Source organism: Pseudomonas sp. MWU12-2020, assembly GCF_023100605.1.
Taxonomy (GTDB): Bacteria; Pseudomonadota; Gammaproteobacteria; order Pseudomonadales; family Pseudomonadaceae; genus Aquipseudomonas; species Aquipseudomonas fluorescens_H.
Map to the genome: position 1 here is coordinate 139,268 of NZ_JALMEX010000009.1, position 18,558 is coordinate 157,825.

The window sequence follows — 18,558 nt, forward strand, 5'->3', positions numbered from 1 at the left end:
CTCGAAACATTGTTTCAGGCATAAAAAAACCGCCTCTTTCGAGGCGGTTTTTTATTTCACCGCAACCGGATTATTCAGCCAGTTTGAAGGTGATGAAGCTGGCCCGGCCTTGACGCAGAACGCGCATCGACACCGAACGATTCTTCGGCAGCGCCTTGGCGATCTCGCCGAACTCCTTGGTGGAGCCGATGGCCTGGTTGTTCAGGTGAGTGATCACATCACCCGGCTGCAGACCGATCAGGGCTGCAGGACCATCCTGGACGTCCTTGATGACCACGCCGCCTTTGAGGTCGTAGGCTTTCTTCTGTTCATCGGTCAATTCGACCACCGACACACCGAGGCGGTTGCTGCTGCTTTCCGCGCCGGATTTCGGTAGCGATGCCAGCTCTTTGTCTTCGTCCGGAATTGCGCCGACTGTCAGCTCGACATTCTTGCGCTTGCCGTCACGAATCACTTCGAGGTTGGCCTTGGCGCCAGCCTTCAGCGCACCGACCAGGTGTGGCAGGTCGGCGGACATGACGATCGGCTGACCGTTCATGCTCAGGATCACGTCACCCACTTGCAGGCCGCCCTTGGCTGCCGGACCGTCATCCTGAATCTGCGCAACCAGCGCACCGGCCGGCTTATCAAGACCGAACGACTCGGCCAGATCCTTGTTTACTTCCTGGATGACCACACCCAGCCAACCGCGACTGACCTTGCCACCGCTTTTCAGCTGATTGGAAACGTCCATGGCTACGTCAATCGGGATGGCGAACGACACACCCATGAAACCACCGGAACGGGTGTAGATCTGCGAGTTGATCCCGACCACTTCACCGTTCAGATTGAACAGCGGACCACCGGAGTTACCCGGGTTGATCGGCACGTCGGTCTGGATGAACGGCACGTAGTTTTCGTTCGGCAGGCTACGGCCGACGGCGCTGACGATGCCCTGAGTCACGGTATGGTCAAAGCCGAACGGCGAACCGATCGCTACGACCCACTGACCAGCCTTCAGGTCCTGGGACTTGCCGAGCTTGAGCACCGGCAGATCCTTGCCATCGATTTTCAGCAGGGCCACGTCGGAACGCGGGTCGGTGCCGATCAGCTTGGCTTTCATTTCACTGCGATCAGCCAGACGCACGAGGATTTCGTCGGCATCGGCAATCACATGGTTGTTGGTCAGGATGTAGCCATCCGATGAAATGATGAAGCCCGAACCCAGCGATTGCGCTTCACGCTGGCGATCACCGCGTGGCGAACGCTGCTGAGGCGGCATGCCGCGCTCGAAGAACTCGCGCAACATAGGCGGCAAGCCTTCCAGGTCAGGCATCTGCTGGTTCACTTTGCGATCCGGCAGCTTCTGTGTGGTACTGATGTTCACCACCGCAGGCGAGGCCTGTTCAACCAGTTGGGTGAAGTCCGGCAAGTCGGCCGCCTGGGCAGCGGGAACAGCCTGACCGAGCACCAGCACGGTGGCGAAAATGGAGAGATAAGACTTCAAGCTAAGTATCGACATACAGCTCCCGTTACGACGAGCAGGGTTAAGCGATATGGAGCAAGGAACACCGGGAACCGCGGGCCGGCATTTTTGTTCCGGGAACAACAGACAAGGCCAGAGCCGTGAGGCTCTGACCTATAAAAAACTTTCGGGTGATTTGCAAATGAAAATGCTGAGCAAACATTTCATCTACGTCTCGACGAAGAGGTGGAAATGACTGAAATCAGCTCACTGCTTGCTGGTTGCAGCGCCATCGTTACGCATCGACAGGGCAATCCGTTCGGCCGTGCCAATGGGTATTTCACCGACCACCGTCACCATCATCTCGCCTTCAGGCGTGGTCAGACGGCGGGAAACAGCGACGGTCGGCCCGAGCTGTGTGCGGGTATCGGTGACTGTCGCGCCGTTCAACGGCTCGAGAAACACCGAAAACCGCGCCAGCCCGTCGTCATACATCAGGCTGCTGACCTGAGTCTTGGTTTCCGGGTCTTTGTGCGAGGTACTGCTGGTCAGCACAAACCCCGGAGGCAGCCAGTCCGAATGCCAGACCTGGGCCGTCTTAACGGCGGAGGCCTTGTCACTGTCGAGGGTGATTGCCTTGCAATCGGTGCCAGGTTGCAGATCTTTGTCAGAAGGGGCATCAGCGGTATCAAGGCTGGTGAACTGGAAGCGCTCGAGTAACTGCCCCTTGTCATTGAGCAGCAACGACTTGAGTGGCAAACCAGTCTGTTTATCCAGATGCAGTTCGAAGCCGTAGCGATGCTGGTCACGAGGCGTCAGCGAAACGATTACCGCATCACGCCCGGCCACGCGCGACTTGCCGATGACAGCAAGGTCATACCAGTTTTTCAGCTTTTGGGGATCAAGCGAACGAGCGGTCGAGTTGGGTGAGTCTCCCAACCCCGCAATCAGGGTGCCGCTGACGCATTGAGTATGTCCATCAACGCGCACGACTTCCTGAGCCGAGCCATCGAGCTGAAGCAAACGCTCGCGGACCTGGCCATTCTGGACACGATGCCAGATGTTGTGGGTAGAAAAACTACCGTTACGCTCGTATACGAAAGTGCCGTGGAAGCTTTGCTGCTGCTCGGCCTGGCCCAGGCGGGTCAACCAGTCCTGAGCCTCGTCGGCATGGGCTGGAACAACGAACCAGCCACCAAGCAGAAGCGAAAGTAGAGGTATGGCGCGCATGATCCTCCTTAACGGTTTTCCATGCTTGCTGCACGCGCATAAGGCAGTGCGCTTTCAGTACCTTTCAGTGCAGCCTGCTGGGCATGCTGACGCAGATAGCCTGGCAGACGCTGATCGTGCCAGCCTGGCTGACCTTGCAGTACGCCGTTGGCCATCGGGCCTGTGGTTTCCGAGCTTTCCTTGTAGCCTGCCAGAACAGCCGGGCCTTTGACCTGAGGCGCAACCAGCGAAGGCTGATTGGACTGCTGGGCCAGCTCGACGCCAGCGATTTCGTCCTGATTGTACAGGCGCACACCGGCCAGCACCGCAACAGTCACCGACGCTGCAACGGCCAGACGGCCAAGATTGCGCCATGGGCCACGGGATACTTTGGCTGGAGCCGTTTCGTCTTCCAGCGCAGCAGAAACTGCCGCAGCAATGTCCAGACGCGGAAGTAGCAGATCCTTGTGCATCGCTGCCCGAGCGATCTGATAACGAGCCCAGGTCTCACGGGTTTCAACATCGTCCAGTGCATTGATCACTCGACGCAATTCCAGTTCGTCCGCTTCGTTATCCATCACTGCGGACAGCGATTCCTGCAGGGCTTCACGACTCATGGCGTTCCTCTCTTGGCTGTCGCCGCTGTCTCAGTTTTCCTGCAACAACGGCTGCAGGGCTTTATCGATGGCCTCCCGGGCGCGGAAAATCCGGGAGCGCACGGTACCCACCGGACACTGCATGACGCTCGCAATGTCCTCGTAACTCAGACCATCGAATTCACGTAAAGTTAAAGCCGTACGTAAATCCTCTGGCAGTTGCTGAATGGTTCGATGGACGGTGCCTTCGATCTCATCCCGCAGCAATGCGCGTTCCGGTGATTCGAGATCCTTGAGGCCATGATCGCCGTCGTAGAACTCCGCATCTTCAGAACTTACATCGCTATCCGGCGGCCGGCGGCCGCGTGAAACCAGATAGTTTTTTGCCGTGTTGATGGCAATGCGGTAAAGCCACGTATAGAACGCGCTGTCTCCGCGAAAGTTTCCTAGCGCTCTGTAGGCCTTGATAAAGGCTTCCTGAGCCACATCCTGGGCTTCATGGGTGTCGTGCACGAAACGCACGATCAACCCGAGAATTTTGTGCTGATACTTCAGCACCAGCAGATCGAAAGCTCGCTTGTCGCCACGCTGAACGCGCTCGACCAGCTGCTGATCCTCTTCCTGGGTTAGCATGAACACTCCTCGATAAGCATGGAGGAGGCTTGCATAACTAAACGACCAGACTTGCAAACATAGACTCGGGCTTTTCGCAAAAGTTCTCCCCCTCCAGGCAAGTTTCCTGCGGGCTCTGATTTGGCACGCACGAAAAACGCAGCGCGGGATAAACCGGCTGCGCGAATAATCTTGTCATCGGTTCGCCGGCAAAACCCAATTCGCAGGTTTTGCATTGAAGCCGACACTGTCCCGTGCTTCAGGCAACGGACTATTGATCTTGGGCCTCTGGCAAAAGTTCCAATTATTTATAGCCGCGCTCAAGCGACATTGAGCGACCGTGCGCGGAAAAAGCCTGTTTCATCCTCGATACAGTCGCCTTTTCCCAAAACGACGGAAAAAAACGTCCGACGAAGCGTCAAGCTTTTGTCGTCACAGTAGTTTCACAATGCCATACGAGCCCGGCTATTGTGCCGCTCCCCCCCTCTATATACTAGTGGGCTGTGTGGCTGTCTTGACTCGCCGATCCAGCTGTCTTGCGCCACCCCCGATCCGGGTCGCTTTGAGCGGAATCCTGAAATGAGCCAACAGTTTCAACACGATGTTCTGGTCATTGGCAGCGGCGCTGCCGGTTTGAGTCTCGCGCTGACCCTGCCGGGTCACTTGCGCATTGCCGTATTGAGCAAAGGCGATCTGGCCAACGGCTCGACCTATTGGGCCCAGGGCGGTGTCGCTGCCGTGCTGGACGATACCGATACTGTCGAATCCCACGTCGACGACACCCTTAACGCCGGCGGCGGTCTGTGCCATGAAGACGCGGTGCGCTTCACCGTCGAGCACAGCCGCGAAGCCATCCAGTGGCTGATCGACCAAGGCGTGCCCTTCACCCGCGACGAACAGTCCGGGACCGAAGACGGCGGTTTCGAATTCCACCTGACCCGTGAAGGCGGTCACAGCCATCGGCGCATCATCCACGCAGCCGATGCGACCGGTGCAGCGATTTTCACCACCCTCCTCGCCCAGGCCAGAGAGCGCGCCAATATCGAGTTGCTTGAGCAACGGGTTGCCGTTGATCTGATCACTGAGCGCCGTCTGGGCATGGACGGCGAGCGCTGCCTTGGCGCCTATGTGCTGAATCGCGCGACCGGCGAAGTCGACACCTACGGCGCGCGCTTCGTGATCCTCGCGTCAGGCGGCGCGGCCAAGGTCTACCTCTATACCAGCAACCCCGACGGCGCCTGCGGTGATGGCATCGCCATGGCCTGGCGCTCGGGTTGCCGGGTAGCGAACCTGGAATTCAATCAGTTCCACCCCACTTGCCTGTATCACCCGCAGGCCAAGAGCTTCCTGATCACAGAAGCACTACGTGGCGAAGGCGCGCACCTGAAGCTGCCCAACGGCGAACGTTTCATGCCGCGTTTCGATAAACGTGCCGAACTGGCGCCGCGCGACATCGTCGCCCGGGCCATCGACCATGAAATGAAGCGCCTGGGCGTCGACTGCGTCTATCTCGATATCAGCCACAAGCCTGAAGCTTTCATCAAAAGCCACTTCCCGACCGTCTACGAACGTTGCCTGGGTTTCGGCATCGACATCACCAAGCAACCGATCCCGGTCGTACCGGCGGCGCACTACACCTGTGGTGGGGTGATGGTCGACCAGCACGGTCGCACCGACGTGCCGGGGCTGTACGCGATCGGCGAAACCAGCTTCACCGGTCTGCATGGTGCCAACCGCATGGCCAGCAACTCGCTGCTCGAATGTTTCGTCTATGCCCGCTCGGCGGCAGCGGACATTCTTGCGCAACTGGATGACGTCGCCGCGCCGAACGCCCTGCCCGAATGGGACGCCAGCCAGGTGACCGATTCCGACGAAGACGTGATCATCGCCCACAACTGGGACGAGCTGCGTCGGTTCATGTGGGACTACGTAGGCATTGTGCGCACCAACAAGCGCCTGCAACGGGCTCAGCACCGCGTGCGTCTGTTGCTGGACGAGATCGACGAGTTTTACAGCAACTATAAAGTCAGCCGCGACCTGATTGAGCTGCGTAATCTGGCGCAAGTAGCCGAACTGATGATCTGCTCGGCCATGGAACGCAAGGAAAGTCGTGGACTGCATTACACCCTCGACTACCCGAACCTGCTGCCCGAGGCGCTCGACACTATTCTGGTGCCGCCCACCTACGCCGGCTGAACTTGAGCCGTACCCGCAGGCGTCGATGCACATCGGCTGCCTGCGAGTCTCGCGGCACGCAGATCGAGCGCACCCGCCGCTCCCCGCGCAAACGAAAACGCAGCACCACAATCAGTGGCAACGCCAGGCTGTCGGGGCGCAACTGAACCGCTTGCCAGCCACCCGCCTGATTCCATAACTGCCAGCCATCGGCGTCGCGGCGCAATCCGCAAAAAGCCTGCGGATGCTTCAGCAGAATCTGCCGTGGCACCACCCACGCGGCGTGTAGCAGACAGGCGAAAGCCCCGAGCAGACTGGCCCAAAGTGGAATCGACAGAAGAAACAAGGCACCCAAAGCGAACGCCTGGGCCAACAGATACGCCGCCAGCAACTGCCGTGAGGCATGCCAGCGGCATTCGAAGGTGTTACTTGGGCTGAACACGGTCCAGGATCATCCGCACCATGCGCTGCAGCTCAGGGTCTTCGGACTCGCTGCGCTCCATGAACCAGCCGAACATATCCTGATCCTCACAGGTCAGCAGACGGACATACAAGTCGCGATCGACCTGGTTGAGGTGCGGATAGACCTCTTTCACGAACGGCACCAGCAGCACGTCAAGTTCCAGCATGCCACGGCGGCTGTGCCAGAAGAGGCGATTGAGTTCAACTTGTTCGACCATGGAGCCCTCCTCAAATAGGCGCGCAGTATACAGCCCCGACGCGGGTCGCACAGTCGGCTTTGGTCGGGCACCACCGATCCTTTATCAACTACCCATTTCAACAACGCGCCCTTATGATGTGCCCCAGACTTTTTACCCTGCGATGACCCATGGCCGATTCTGCTTTTTTCTGCACCCTGTCTCATGAAGGCGTACTCGCGGTTCGCGGCGTGGATGCCGGCAAATTCCTGCAAGGCCAATTGACCTGCAACATCAATTACCTCAGCGACAGCCAGGCCAGCCTGGGCGCGCGCTGCACGCAAAAAGGCCGGATGCAGTCGAGCTTCCGCATTCTGCTCGAAGGTGACGGCCTGCTGCTGGCGATGGCCAGCGAACTGCTGGAGCCACAACTGGCGGATCTGAAAAAGTACGCGGTGTTCTCCAAATCCAAACTGACCGACGAAAGCGCCGCCTGGGTGCGTTTTGGCCTGGAGCACGGCGACGCTGCGTTGGCCAGCCTGGGTCTGAACCTGCCAGGCGTAACCGACAGCGTGGTGCGCAACGCAGGTCTGATCGCGATTCGCGTCTCGCCGGATCGCGCCGAACTCTGGGTTCCGGCCGATCAAGTCGATGCCATCAAGGCCAAATTGGCCGCCGCCCTGTCCGAGGGCAATCTGAACCAATGGCTGCTGGGGCAGATCCGCGCCGGTATCGGCCAGGTCATGCCGACCACCCGCGAGCTGTTCATCCCGCAGATGCTCAACCTGCAGGCCGTCGGTGGCGTGAGTTTCAAGAAAGGCTGCTACACCGGCCAGGAAATCGTCGCGCGCATGCAGTACCTCGGCAAGCTCAAGCGTCGTCTCTACCGCGTGCAGCTGGACGCGAGCGAACTGCCGGAGCCGGGCACCCCGCTATTCGCCCCAAGCCATGGCAGTGCCATCGGCGAAGTGGTGATTGCTGCCCGCGCCGAAGAAAAAATTGAACTGCTGGCGGTGTTGCAGGCCGAAGCTGCCGAAGCGGGTGATTTGCACTTGGGCGCCCTCGAAGGGCCAGCCCTGCATTTGCTCGACTTGCCCTACGAACTGGATCGCGACCGCGAAATCCAGCGCTGATCGCAGCTTTTGTTGCAACACCCTAGAGAGTCCACATGAGCGAGCTGGCGGATAAGGTCCAACAGGATTTGGTTGAGGCCATCGATAACGATGACCTGGTTCTGCCAACGTTACCGGAAGTGGCCCTGCAAATTCGCAAGGCCGCCGAAGACCCGGAAATCAGCGTCAGCACCCTGAGCAAAGTGATTGGCCGCGACACGGCGCTGTCGGCGCGCCTGATCAAAGTGGTCAACAGCCCGTTGCTGCGCGCGACCCAGGAAGTCACCGATCTGCACACCGCGATCACCCGGCTGGGGGTCAACTACAGCAGCAACCTGGCGATCGGTCTGGTGATGGAACAGATCTTCCACGCCCGCTCCGAAGTGGTCGAACAGAAGATGCGCGAAGTCTGGCGCAAGAGTCTGGAAATCGCCGGTGTCAGTTATGCGTTGTGCCGTCGGCATACCCAACTCAAGCCTGATCAGGCAGCGCTCGGCGGACTGGTGCATCAGATCGGCGTGCTGCCGATCCTGACCTACGCCGAAGATCACTACGAACTGCTGTCGGATCCGGTCAGCCTCAATCATGTGATCGACCATATTCATCCGCTACTGGGCGATAAACTGTTGCGGGTCTGGGAGTTTCCCGAGCAACTGGTGGCGTTGCCGGGACTGTACCTGGATTTCAAACGCGACTCGGCGCACATCGATTACGTCGATCTGGTGCAGGTGGCGAGTCTGTATTGCCACAAAGACAGCGATCATCCGATTTCACGGATTGATCCGCTCAGTGTGCCGGCGTTCAGGAAACTGGGGATCGATCCGGAGAACAAGGAATTGTGCGCGGATCTGGAAGAGTCGCGGACGATGTTTTACTGACCTGTGGCGAGGGAGCTTGCTCCCGCTGGGCTGCGAAGCGGCCCCAAAACCAGGCAGCCTCCCTTCATCAGGCAAACCTTGCACTCAGGGATCACGACTGCTGCGCAGCCGAGCGGGAGCAAGCTCCCTCGCCACAAAAGCCATCTCGGCTGCTATCCAGCAATAAAACTCACTCGAACCTTCAAACCGGCCTGCTCGCCATCATGCAACGTGATCTGCGCCAGATGCGCCCGGCAGATTTCCCCGACAATCGCCAGCCCCAACCCTGAACCTGCGACCTGCTGATTGCGCCGGTAGAAGCGTTCAAACACTCGATCACGCTCCTCCAGCGGAATCCCCGGCCCGTCATCTTCAACCTCAAGCACCGCCGGTGCCGCGACCCGCAGAATCACATTGCCGCCCGGCGGCGTATGCGCCAGCGCGTTGTCCACCAGGTTGCTCAGCAGTTCATTGAGCAACGTCGGTTCACCCCGCAACCAAACCGGCTCATCCGCCTCCAGCGCCAGCGCGACCCCACGAGCATGCGCCAAGGGTGCCATGGCCATGCCCAATTCGCGGGCCAATTGACTCAGATCCAACAGTTGCGCGCCGCCCTCGGCGATCGCCCGGGCACCGTTTTCCACGCGAGCCAGCGACAGCAGTTGATTGGCCAGATGGGTCAGGCGATCGGTGCTTTGCGCAGAGGATTCCAGGGTACTGCGCCAGGTTTGCGGTTCCGTCGAACGCAGCCCCAACTCCAGCCGCGCCTTCAACGCCGCCAGCGGCGTACGCAGTTCGTGTGCGGCATCAGCGATGAACTGCGCCTGCCGTTCGAACTGCCCGCGCAACCGCTCGGTGAAATGGTTGAGTGCACGCACCAGCGGCCACAATTCGCGCTGCACTTCCACCAGCGGCAGCGGCCGGAGGTCGTCCGACTGTCGTTCTTCCACCGCCGTGCGCAAACGCTCCAGCGGACGCAGCGCCGCACTCACTGCAAACCACACCAGCAACAAGGCGCCGATCGCGAGCATGCCCAAGCGCAGCAGCGTATCAGCCGCCAGACTGCGAGCCATGGCGACTCGCGCCTCGTCGGTTTCCGCGACACGGATTTCCGCCATGCCATTCATGTTCGGTTCGGTGACGGCCTTGAGCAGACTGACCACACGCACGTTCTGCCCGCGATACGTCGCGTTATAGAAACGCGCCAGCGCTGGATAGCTGTCGGTTCTCGGGGTGCCGGGTGGCGGCCCGGGGAGGTTTTCGTAGCCGGAAATCAGCTTCTGATGGATGTCGTTGACCTGGTAGTAAATCCGCCCGGCGCTGTCGTAGGCGAAGGTATCGAGGGCCACGTAGGGCACGTCGGCACTGAGCGTGCCGTCGCGTTGCGAGAGACCGGCGGCGATGGTTCGCGCCGAGGCCAACAGGGTTCGGTCGTAGGCCGTGTCGGCGGCTTCGCGCCCGTTCCAGTACGCGCTCAAACCACTGGCGAGCATCAACACCACCAGCAACAACGCGAGGTTCCACAGCAACCGCCAGCGCAGGCTGCTGGGCTTATGCATCGCGGCTTTCCAACAAGTAACCGAGGCCACGGAAAGTCACGATCGCCACCGGTTGGCCGTCGAGTTTCTTGCGCAGGCGATGCACGTAGATTTCGATCGCGTCGGGGCTGGCTTCTTCGTCGAGACCAAATACCTGTGCGGCCAGTTGCTCTTTGCTCATCACCCGCCCCGGACGGGCGATCAACGCTTCGAGCACCGCCTGTTCGCGAGAGGTCAACGTGAGCAGTTCTTCGCCGAGGCTGAAGCGCCGGGTGTCGAGATCGTAGGCCAGCACACCGCAGCGCTGTTGACGCTCGCCACCGAGCACGCTGCGCCGCAGCAGAGCTTTGACCCGCGCTTCGAGTTCGGTCAGTTCGAACGGTTTGGCCAGGTAATCGTCGGCGCCGAGATTCAAGCCGTGGACCCGGTCCTTCACATCGCTGCGCGCCGTCAGCATCAACACCGGCAGGTTCTTGCCGCGTGCGCGCAAGCGCGCCAGCACCTCGAAACCGTCCATGCGCGGCAGACCGACATCAAGGATCGCCATCGCGTATTCCTCGCTGCCCAGCGCCAGGTCGGCAGCCACACCGTCGTGCAATACGTCCACGGTCAGACCGGTGCTCTTGAGCGCCTGAGCGACACTTTCGGCCAGTTGCAGATGGTCTTCGACGAGCAGGACACGCATGGATCGTTACCTCATTCACGGATGGCCGACGCCATTCTTTGCCGCGGAGTTTACAGCCGCAACCGCCGCTGTGAAGCCCGAAAACCGCGAAATCCGGCTGAAAGGTTAGTGAAAGGTTAGCCCGCTAGAGTCCGCCCACTGACAGTTCCGACTGCCGTCGCTGCTGCCACACAGCGATACGAAAAACGCCCCGATGCGTTTTCGACCAATAAGAACAATAAACGGAGTACACCCGCATGCCGTCCTTGCAGACCAAGGCTCTCAAGCCTGTTCGTCCTTCTCGTTTGCGCCACGCCACCCTCGCCAGCACTGCTGCCCTCGCCGGTTTTTCGCCGCTGAGCTACGCCGACTTCATCGAAGACAGTTCCGCCACCTTCGAAACCCGCAACATGTACTTCAACCGCGACTTTCGTGATGGCACCAGTGCCCAGCAATCCAAGCGCGATGAATGGGCGCAGGGATTCATGCTCAATCTGCAATCGGGTTACACCGACGGCACCGTGGGGTTCGGTGTCGATGCGCTGGGCATGTTGGGAGTCAAACTTGATTCGAGCCCGGATCGCACCGGCACCGGCCTGCTGCCGACCCACGATGACGGGCGAGCGGCGAACGAATACTCGAAAGTCGGCCTGACCGGCAAAGTGAAAATCTCCGCCACCGAACTGAAAATCGGCAGCCTGATTCCGGAACTGCCGATCCTCAAACCGAATGACGGACGCATCCTGCCGCAGACCTTTGAAGGTGGTTTGCTGACCTCCAAAGAGATCAAGAACCTGACCTTCACCGGCGGGCGTCTGGAGAAAGCCAAGGATCGCGACAGCACCGATTTCGAGGACATCGCCCTCAACAACAAGAACAGCCGTTTCGCTGGCACCGTGGCCGGCAAGCATTTCGATTTCGCCGGCGTGGATTACAAGTTCACCGACAAGATCACCGGCAGTTACCACTTCGCCCAGCTCGACGAAGTCTATAACCAGCACTTCTTCGGTCTGGTCGCCTCGCGGCCAATGGGGCCGGGCACGTTCGCCACCGACCTGCGCTTTGCGGTCAGTGACGATCAGGGCGCGGCCCGCGGTGGCGAGATCGACAACCGCTCGCTCAACGGTCTGGTCAGCTATGCCCTGAGCGGCCACAAGTTCACTGCCGGTTATCAGCACATGTCCGGCGACAGCGCGTTCCCGTATGTCGATGGCAGCGACCCGTACCTGGTCAACTTCGTGCAGATCAATGACTTCGCCGGCGCCGAAGAACGCTCGTGGCAGGCGCGTTACGATTTCGACTTCGCCCGCCTCGGCATCCCGGGCCTGTCGTTCATGAGCCGTTACCTGAGCGGTGACAACATCAAGCTCAAGAATGGCGACGAAGGCAAAGAGTGGGAGCGCAACACCGAGATCAAATATGTAGTACAAAGCGGCGCGCTGAAGGACGTTGCCGTGCGTCTGCGCAATGCCACTTACCGTTCCAACTACTCCGCTCGCGATGCCGATGAAGTGCGGCTGCTGGTGAGCTATAGCGTTGCCCTTTGGTAATTCAGTACGTCCATAACAACAACTCCCAAGGAGACATAGATGAACTTATCACTGCGTAAAGTTGCTCTAGCCGCCGGCGTCATGCTGTTCGCCGGCCAACTGATGGCCGAACCGAAACGCCCCGAATGCATCGCACCGGCCTCTCCCGGTGGTGGTTTCGACCTGACCTGCAAACTGGCGCAAAGCGCGCTGGTCAACGAAAAACTGCTGACCAAACCGATGCGCGTGACCTACATGCCCGGTGGTGTCGGCGCGGTGGCGTACAACGCGGTCGTCGCCCAGCGCCCGGCCGACGCCGGGACGCTGGTGGCATGGTCCAGCGGTTCGTTGCTGAACCTGGCGCAAGGCAAGTTCGGTCGTTTCGATGAAACCAACGTGCGCTGGCTGGCCGCCGTCGGCACCAGTTACGGCGCCATCGCGGTGAAAAGCGATTCGCCCTACAAGACCCTCGACGATCTCGTTCAGGCGCTGAAGAAAGATCCGAGCAAAGTGGTGATCGGTTCCGGCGGTACGGTCGGCAGTCAGGACTGGATGCAGACCGCACTGATCGCCAAGGCCGCCGGAATCAACCCGCGAGACCTGCGTTACGTCGCCCTCGAAGGCGGCGGCGAAATCGCTACTGCACTGCTCGGCGGTCACATCCAGGTCGGCAGCACCGACATCTCCGACTCCATGCCGCACATCCAGAGCGGTGATATGCGTCTGCTCGCGGTGTTCGCCGATAAACGCATCGACGAACCGGAAATGAAAGACATCCCGACCGCGCGCGAGCAGGGCTACGACATCGTCTGGCCGGTAGTGCGCGGTTTCTACCTGGGGCCAAAAGTCAGCGACGAAGACTACGCCTGGTGGAAAGACGCCTTCGACAAACTGCTGGCCTCGGACGATTTCGCCAAGCTGCGCGATCAACGTGAACTGTTCCCGTTCGCCATGACCGGCCCGGAGCTGGACACCTACGTGAAGAAGCAGGTGGCGGACTACAAAGTGCTGGCCAAAGAGTTCGGCCTGATTCAGTGATCGTCTCTCTCTAGCCGCCGTGGCCTCGCGCATCGAGGCCTCGGCACAGGAGTTTCCCATGCTCTTACAACGCATTTTCGCCTCGGTGCTATTGCTGGCCTGCGTCGGCCTGGCGCTGATGGCGTGGCCGTATCAAGCGGCTTTTTCTTATGAACCGGTCGGCCCGCGTGCCTTTCCCCTGCTGATGCTCGGCTTGATGGGCGTGGCGCTGCTGTACATGGTGTTCCGCCCGGCACCGATCAAACACAGCGAAGACGAGCCACCGCTGGATCGCGAAACCCTGACCAAGATCGGCATCTGCGTCGTCCTGCTGCTGGTGTTCGCCGGCCTGTTCGAACCGCTGGGCTTCATCCTCAGCAGCATCCTGATCGGCATCCCGATGGCGCGCCTGTACGGCGGTCGCTGGCTGCCCAGCATCGTGGTGACAACGTTGATGGCCATCGGTCTGTACCTGCTGTTCGACCGTCTGATGGACGTTCCACTGCCGCTGGGCCTGCTCGACGTTCTGGAGAACTGATATGGATACTCTCGGTTATTTGGGTCAGGGCTTCGGCGTCGCGCTGAGCCCGTACAACCTGGTCACGGCCCTGACCGGCACGCTGATCGGCACCGTGGTCGGGCTGTTGCCGGGCCTGGGCCCGATCAATGGCGTGGCCCTGCTGATCCCGATCGCGTTCGCCCTTGGCCTGCCACCGGAGTCGGCGCTGATTCTGCTGGCGGCGGTGTATCTGGGCTGCGAATACGGCGGGCGGATCAGCTCGATCCTGCTGAACATTCCGGGCGAAGCCTCCACCGTGATGACCACCCTCGACGGTTATCCGATGGCGCGTCAGGGTCTGGCCGGTGTCGCCCTGTCGCTGTCGGCGTGGAGTTCGTTCATCGGTGCGTTCATCGCCACCTGCGGCATGGTGCTGTTCGCCCCGCTGCTGGCGAAATGGGCGATTGCCTTCGGCCCGGCGGAATACTTCGTGCTGATGGTGTTCGCGATTGTCTGCCTCGGCGGCATGGCCGGTGATCGACCGCTGAAGACCTTTATTGCGGCGCTGATCGGGCTGTTCCTGTCGACCGTCGGCATCGACGCCAACAGCGGCGTGTACCGCTTCACCGGCAACAACATTCACCTGACCGACGGTATCCAGTTCGTGGTGTTGGTGCTGGGGCTGTTCTCGGTCAGTGAAATCCTCCTGCTGCTGGAAAAAACCCATCGCGGCCAGGAAGCGGTGAAGGCCACCGGGCGCATGATGTTCAACTTCAAGGAAGCGGCGTCGGTGTTCGTGGTGAACATCCGTTGCGGCCTGCTGGGTTTCATCATGGGCGTGTTGCCGGGTGCCGGTGCGACGCTGGCCAGCGCCGTGGCCTACATGACCGAAAAACGCATTGCCGGTGCCGGCGGCAAATTCGGTCAGGGTGACGCCCGTGGCCTCGCCGCTCCGGAGACCGCGATCGGCGCTTCGGCCTGTGGCGCGCTGGTGCCGATGCTGACCCTCGGCGTACCCGGTTCCGGCACTACCGCCGTGATGATCGGCGCGCTGTCGCTGTACAACATCACCCCGGGGCCGCTGTTGTTCCAACAACAACCGGACATCGTCTGGGGCCTGATTGCCTCGTTGTTCATTGCCAACATCATGCTGGTGATCCTCAACATCCCGATGATCCGCATCTTCACCCGCATCCTCGCCGTGCCGAACTGGGCACTGGTGCCGGTGATCGCAATCATCACCGGGATCGGCGTGTACGCCGTGCATGCGACCACCTTCGACCTGTTCCTGATGGTCGGCATCGGCATCTTCGGTTACATCCTGCGCAAGCTGGATTTCCCGCTGTCGCCGGTGCTGCTCGGGTTCATTCTCGGTGGGCTGATGGAGCAGAACCTGCGTCGTGCGCTATCGATCTCCAACGGTGCGCTGGAAATCCTCTGGTCGAGCCCGATCACCTTCGGTGTCTGGGTCCTGACCGCGATCATGTTGCTGATGCCGCTGCTGCGCATCTGGCGCAAACGCTCGGCAGCGCAACGCGCCATCGCCGATGTCTGATCGCTCCTCCCTCAGAAGCTGGTGGGCCACCCCGCTGGTCGGTCTGCTTGGCGGTTTTATCGCCAGCCAGATCGGCTGGCCACTGCCGTGGATGGTCGGCTCGCTGCTGGCGATCATCCTGGTGCGCTGCCTGACACCCTGGCAATTGACCGAGATCCCTGGCGGGCGCAAATGCGGCCAATGGATCGTCGGCATCGGCATCGGCCTGCACTTCACCCCGGTGGTGATGGAGCAGGTGCTGAGTCATTTCGGTTTGATCTTCTTCGGTGCGCTGGTCACCAGTCTGTCGGCGGTGGTCGGCGTGTGGTTGATGCGCCGTACCGGCGAGGATCGCGCCACGGCGTTTTTCTCGAGCATGCCCGGCGGCTCAGGCGAGATGGTCAACCTCGGCGCACGCAATGGCGCGCTGCTCAGCCATGTGGCGGCGGGGCAAAGTCTGCGGGTGCTGGTGGTGGTGCTGTGCGTGCCGGCCGCGTTCAAATATCTGCTGGGTGACGGTACGCCGATATCTCACGCCGGCAACGTCGATTGGCGCTGGCTGGCGATTCTGTTTCCCACGGGCGCCCTGCTCGCCTGGCTCTGGCAGCGTTTGCGTCAGCCCAATCCGTGGCTGTTCGGGCCGCTGCTGGTCAGTGCCACGGTGAGCATTGCCTGGGATTTGCACATCGGCCTGCCGGATGGCGGCAGCCAGATCGGCCAGTGGCTGATCGGCAGCGGGCTGGGCTGTCACTTCAACCGACAGTTCTTCCGCCGCGCGCCGTCATTCATGGGACGTACGCTGATCGGCACGGCACTGACCATGTTGATCGCGACATTGGCGGCGTTGGGTTTGAGTGCGCTGACCCATCTGGATTTGCGTTCGCTGACGCTGGGCATGATGCCCGGCGGCATTGCCGAAATGAGCCTGACGGCGGAGACCCTGCAACTGTCGGTACCGCTGGTGACGGCGATGCAGGTAATGCGGTTGCTGTTTGTGCTGTTTCTGGCGGAGCCGTTGTTCAAGTATTGGAACCGTAATCCCGAGTAACACCGATAGACCGAGTTGCCTTCTTCGCGAGCAAGCCCGCTCCCACATTGGTTATGTGCATGCCGCAAAACCAATGTGGGAGCGGGCTTGCTCGCGAAGGGGCCGGTCCGGTCAGCCGATCAAACCGGCGGCAACCGCCACTCGATCGGCGCCTCGCCATTCTGCTCAAGAAACTTGTTGGTCCGGCTGAAATGCCCGCAACCGAGGAAGCCTCGATAAGCCGACAACGGCGACGGATGCACCGACGTCAGCACCAGGTGCTTGGTCGCGTCGATCAGCTTCTGCTTGCTCTGCGCATGTGCGCCCCACAGCATGAACACCAGATGCGGCTGGCGTTCGCTGACCACTTCAATGATCCGGTCGGTGAAGAACTGCCAGCCCTTGTCCTTGTGCGCGTTGGCATTGGCCCGCTCGACGGTCATGGTGGTGTTGAGCATCAACACGCCCTGATCGGCCCAGCTCTGCAGGTAGCCGTGGTTGGGAATGTCGATGTTCAGGTCGCGCTTCAACTCTTTATAGATGTTGACCAGCGACGGCGGAGCCGGCACGCCGGGTTGCACCGAAAAGCACAGGCCATGGGCCTGGCCCGGGCCGTGGTACGGGTCCTGGCCGAGGATCACCACTTTGACTTTATCCAGCGGCGTCGAATTCAGCGCGTTGAAAATCAGCGGTCCCGGCGGATAGATTTCCTTGCCGGCCGACCGCTCCTGCTGCAGAAAAGTGCGCAACTCTGCCATGTATGGCTGGTCGAACTCAGCACGCAGTGCCTCCTTCCAGCTCGGTTCGAGTTTGATACGGTCGTCAGCAGTCATGGTCATACCCGGCAAAAACAATGGGGCGAACCCTAGGAAAGCCGACCACGCTTGTCAATTGATCTGACGCAGATCCGGCACTTTCCCACACAGCGATCATACTGAACGCTCAATTTCCCGATCGAGGTCACGATGAATCTGCACTTCGAAGAACTCACCGGCACCGACGGCGCCCGCCTCGGGATCGCCAGCCTGGACGCTGAAAAGTCGCTCAATGCGCTGTCCTTGCCGATGATCAACGCCCTGAGCGACAAGTTGAACGCCTGGGCCAAGGATCCACAAATCGTCTGCGTATTGCTGCGCGGCAACGGCGCCAAGGCGTTCTGCGCCGGCGGCGAAGTGCGCAGCCTGGTGGAAGCCTGTCGCGCCCATCCCGGTGAAGTCCCACCGCTGGCCGCGCAGTTTTTCGCCGCCGAATATCGCCTGGACTACAGCCTGCACACCTACCCCAAACCGCTGATCTGCTGGGGCCACGGTTACGTGCTCGGCGGCGGCATGGGCCTGTTGCAAGGCGCCAGCACGCGGATCGTCACGCCGAGCAGTCGCCTGGCGATGCCGGAGATCACCATCGGTCTGTATCCGGACGTCGGGGCCAGTTGGTTTTTGTCACGGTTGCCGGGCAAGCTCGGCTTGTTCCTTGGTCTGACCGGAGCGCACATGAACGGGCGTGATGCGATCGATCTCGATCTGGCCGACCGCTTTCTGCTTGAAGAGCAGCAACCACAGCTGATCGAAGGCCTGCTGCAACTCAACTGGCAGGAACAGACCGACATGCAGCTCAACAGTCTGCTCAAGGCCCTGCAACAGGAAGCCGTGGGGCAGATGCCCGAGGCGCAGTGGTTGCCGCGCCGCCGGCAGATCGACGAACTGCTCGACGTCAGCGACGTCACCTGCGCCTGGAAAGCCATCAGCCTGCAACGTGACAGCAGCGACCCGCTGATCGCCCGTGCTGCGAAAACCATGAGCGAGGGTTCGCCGCTGACCGCGCACCTGGTCTGGGAGCAAATCATCCGTGCGCGCCACCTGTCGCTGGCCGAAGTCTTTCAGATGGAATACACCCTGAGCCTCAACTGCTGCCGGCATCCGGAATTCAGTGAAGGGGTGCGGGCGCGACTGATCGACAAGGATCAGAAACCGCACTGGCATTGGCCGGACATCAATACCGTGCCGGACGCGGTGGTGGAAGCGCACTTTCACAAGGTCTGGGAAGGTCGGCATCCGTTGGCGGATCTGTCGCAGTATTAATTGGCAACTGCCCGCGATAGTCCCGCTTG

The 18,558-nt window shown here is 60.6% G+C and carries 18 protein-coding genes; 9 read left to right on the top strand and 9 right to left on the bottom strand.

All coding sequences use genetic code 11. The annotated features are described in order from the left end of the window. Positions 1-70: 70 nt before the first annotated feature. The 4 genes from M0814_RS20435 to rpoE form a co-directional block, all read right to left on the bottom strand. Entirely contained in the window at positions 71-1,501 is a 1,431-nt protein-coding gene (locus M0814_RS20435; protein ID WP_003222562.1) for a DegQ family serine endoprotease, read from the bottom strand. Positions 1,502-1,711: 210 nt separating this feature from the next. Continuing rightward, positions 1,712-2,674 (bottom strand): MucB/RseB C-terminal domain-containing protein, encoded by a 963-nt coding sequence (locus tag M0814_RS20440; protein ID WP_103485631.1) that lies wholly within the window; start codon positions 2,672-2,674, stop codon positions 1,712-1,714. 8 nt (positions 2,675-2,682) lie between these two features. Then, on the bottom strand, positions 2,683-3,270 hold the full coding sequence (locus M0814_RS20445; protein WP_003222558.1) for an RseA family anti-sigma factor: 588 nt from the start codon (positions 3,268-3,270) through the stop codon (positions 2,683-2,685). Between the two features lie 30 nt (positions 3,271-3,300). Continuing rightward, positions 3,301-3,882, bottom strand: coding sequence for an RNA polymerase sigma factor RpoE (rpoE, locus tag M0814_RS20450; RefSeq protein ID WP_003172477.1), 582 nt, complete (start codon positions 3,880-3,882; stop codon positions 3,301-3,303). A 558-nt stretch (positions 3,883-4,440) separates the two neighbouring features. On the opposite strand from rpoE, the gene nadB reads away from it, so the two are divergent. Further along, the gene (nadB, locus tag M0814_RS20455) at positions 4,441-6,057 is read left to right on the top strand and encodes an L-aspartate oxidase (protein WP_003222555.1); all 1,617 of its coding nucleotides are present in this window, start codon (positions 4,441-4,443) and stop codon (positions 6,055-6,057) included. Here the strand turns inward: nadB and M0814_RS20460 are convergent. Further along, positions 6,026-6,478: a protein YgfX gene (locus M0814_RS20460; protein WP_103485632.1), complete on the bottom strand. Its 453-nt coding sequence runs from the start codon at positions 6,476-6,478 to the stop codon at positions 6,026-6,028. The two genes, nadB and M0814_RS20460, sit on opposite strands and share 32 nt — an antisense overlap. After that, positions 6,462-6,716 carry a succinate dehydrogenase assembly factor 2 gene (locus M0814_RS20465; protein WP_003222550.1) on the bottom strand — a complete coding sequence of 85 codons (255 nt, stop codon included), beginning with the start codon at positions 6,714-6,716 and terminating at the stop codon, positions 6,462-6,464. The genes M0814_RS20460 and M0814_RS20465 overlap by 17 nt, the downstream gene beginning before the upstream one ends. Positions 6,717-6,865: 149 nt before the next feature. Between M0814_RS20465 and M0814_RS20470 the strand changes: the two genes are divergently transcribed. Further along, positions 6,866-7,807, top strand: coding sequence for a folate-binding protein YgfZ (locus M0814_RS20470; protein ID WP_103485633.1), 942 nt, complete (start codon positions 6,866-6,868; stop codon positions 7,805-7,807). 35 nt (positions 7,808-7,842) lie between these two features. Further along, positions 7,843-8,664, top strand: a complete 822-nt coding sequence (locus tag M0814_RS20475) for an HDOD domain-containing protein (RefSeq protein ID WP_003222547.1) — start codon at positions 7,843-7,845, stop codon at positions 8,662-8,664. A 152-nt stretch (positions 8,665-8,816) separates the two neighbouring features. Here the strand turns inward: M0814_RS20475 and M0814_RS20480 are convergent, their stop codons facing one another. Further along, positions 8,817-10,202, bottom strand: coding sequence for a sensor histidine kinase (locus M0814_RS20480; RefSeq protein WP_003222546.1), 1,386 nt, complete (start codon positions 10,200-10,202; stop codon positions 8,817-8,819). Then, positions 10,195-10,866, bottom strand: a complete 672-nt coding sequence (locus M0814_RS20485) for a response regulator (RefSeq protein WP_003222545.1) — start codon at positions 10,864-10,866, stop codon at positions 10,195-10,197. The genes M0814_RS20480 and M0814_RS20485 overlap by 8 nt, the downstream gene beginning before the upstream one ends. A 236-nt stretch (positions 10,867-11,102) precedes the next feature. Here M0814_RS20485 and M0814_RS20490 point away from each other — a divergent pair, with 236 nt between their 5' ends. The 5 genes from M0814_RS20490 to M0814_RS20510 are packed head-to-tail and all read left to right on the top strand — an operon-like array spanning position 11,103 to position 16,472. Then, complete coding sequence (locus M0814_RS20490; RefSeq protein ID WP_003222544.1) at positions 11,103-12,395, top strand: OprD family porin; 1,293 nt, start codon at positions 11,103-11,105, stop codon at positions 12,393-12,395. A gap of 39 nt (positions 12,396-12,434) precedes the next feature. Further along, a complete protein-coding gene (locus M0814_RS20495) occupies positions 12,435-13,412 on the top strand; it encodes a tripartite tricarboxylate transporter substrate binding protein (protein WP_103485701.1) in 978 nt (325 codons plus the stop codon). A gap of 58 nt (positions 13,413-13,470) precedes the next feature. Then, a complete protein-coding gene (locus M0814_RS20500) occupies positions 13,471-13,929 on the top strand; it encodes a tripartite tricarboxylate transporter TctB family protein (protein WP_103485700.1) in 459 nt (152 codons plus the stop codon). A gap of 1 nt (position 13,930) precedes the next feature. Then, the gene (locus M0814_RS20505) at positions 13,931-15,445 is read left to right on the top strand and encodes a tripartite tricarboxylate transporter permease (RefSeq protein WP_003222538.1); all 1,515 of its coding nucleotides are present in this window, start codon (positions 13,931-13,933) and stop codon (positions 15,443-15,445) included. Further along, positions 15,438-16,472, top strand: coding sequence for an AbrB family transcriptional regulator (locus M0814_RS20510; protein ID WP_007963258.1), 1,035 nt, complete (start codon positions 15,438-15,440; stop codon positions 16,470-16,472). The genes M0814_RS20505 and M0814_RS20510 overlap by 8 nt, the downstream gene beginning before the upstream one ends. 119 nt (positions 16,473-16,591) lie before the next feature. Here the strand turns inward: M0814_RS20510 and ung are convergent, their stop codons facing one another. Further along, positions 16,592-17,284 carry a uracil-DNA glycosylase gene (gene ung, locus M0814_RS20515; protein ID WP_103485702.1) on the bottom strand — a complete coding sequence of 231 codons (693 nt, stop codon included), beginning with the start codon at positions 17,282-17,284 and terminating at the stop codon, positions 16,592-16,594. Positions 17,285-17,416: 132 nt separating this feature from the next. Here ung and M0814_RS20520 point away from each other — a divergent pair, with 132 nt between their 5' ends. Next, the gene (locus tag M0814_RS20520; RefSeq protein WP_103485699.1) at positions 17,417-18,529 is read left to right on the top strand and encodes an enoyl-CoA hydratase/isomerase family protein; all 1,113 of its coding nucleotides are present in this window, start codon (positions 17,417-17,419) and stop codon (positions 18,527-18,529) included. Positions 18,530-18,558: the final 29 nt, after the last annotated feature.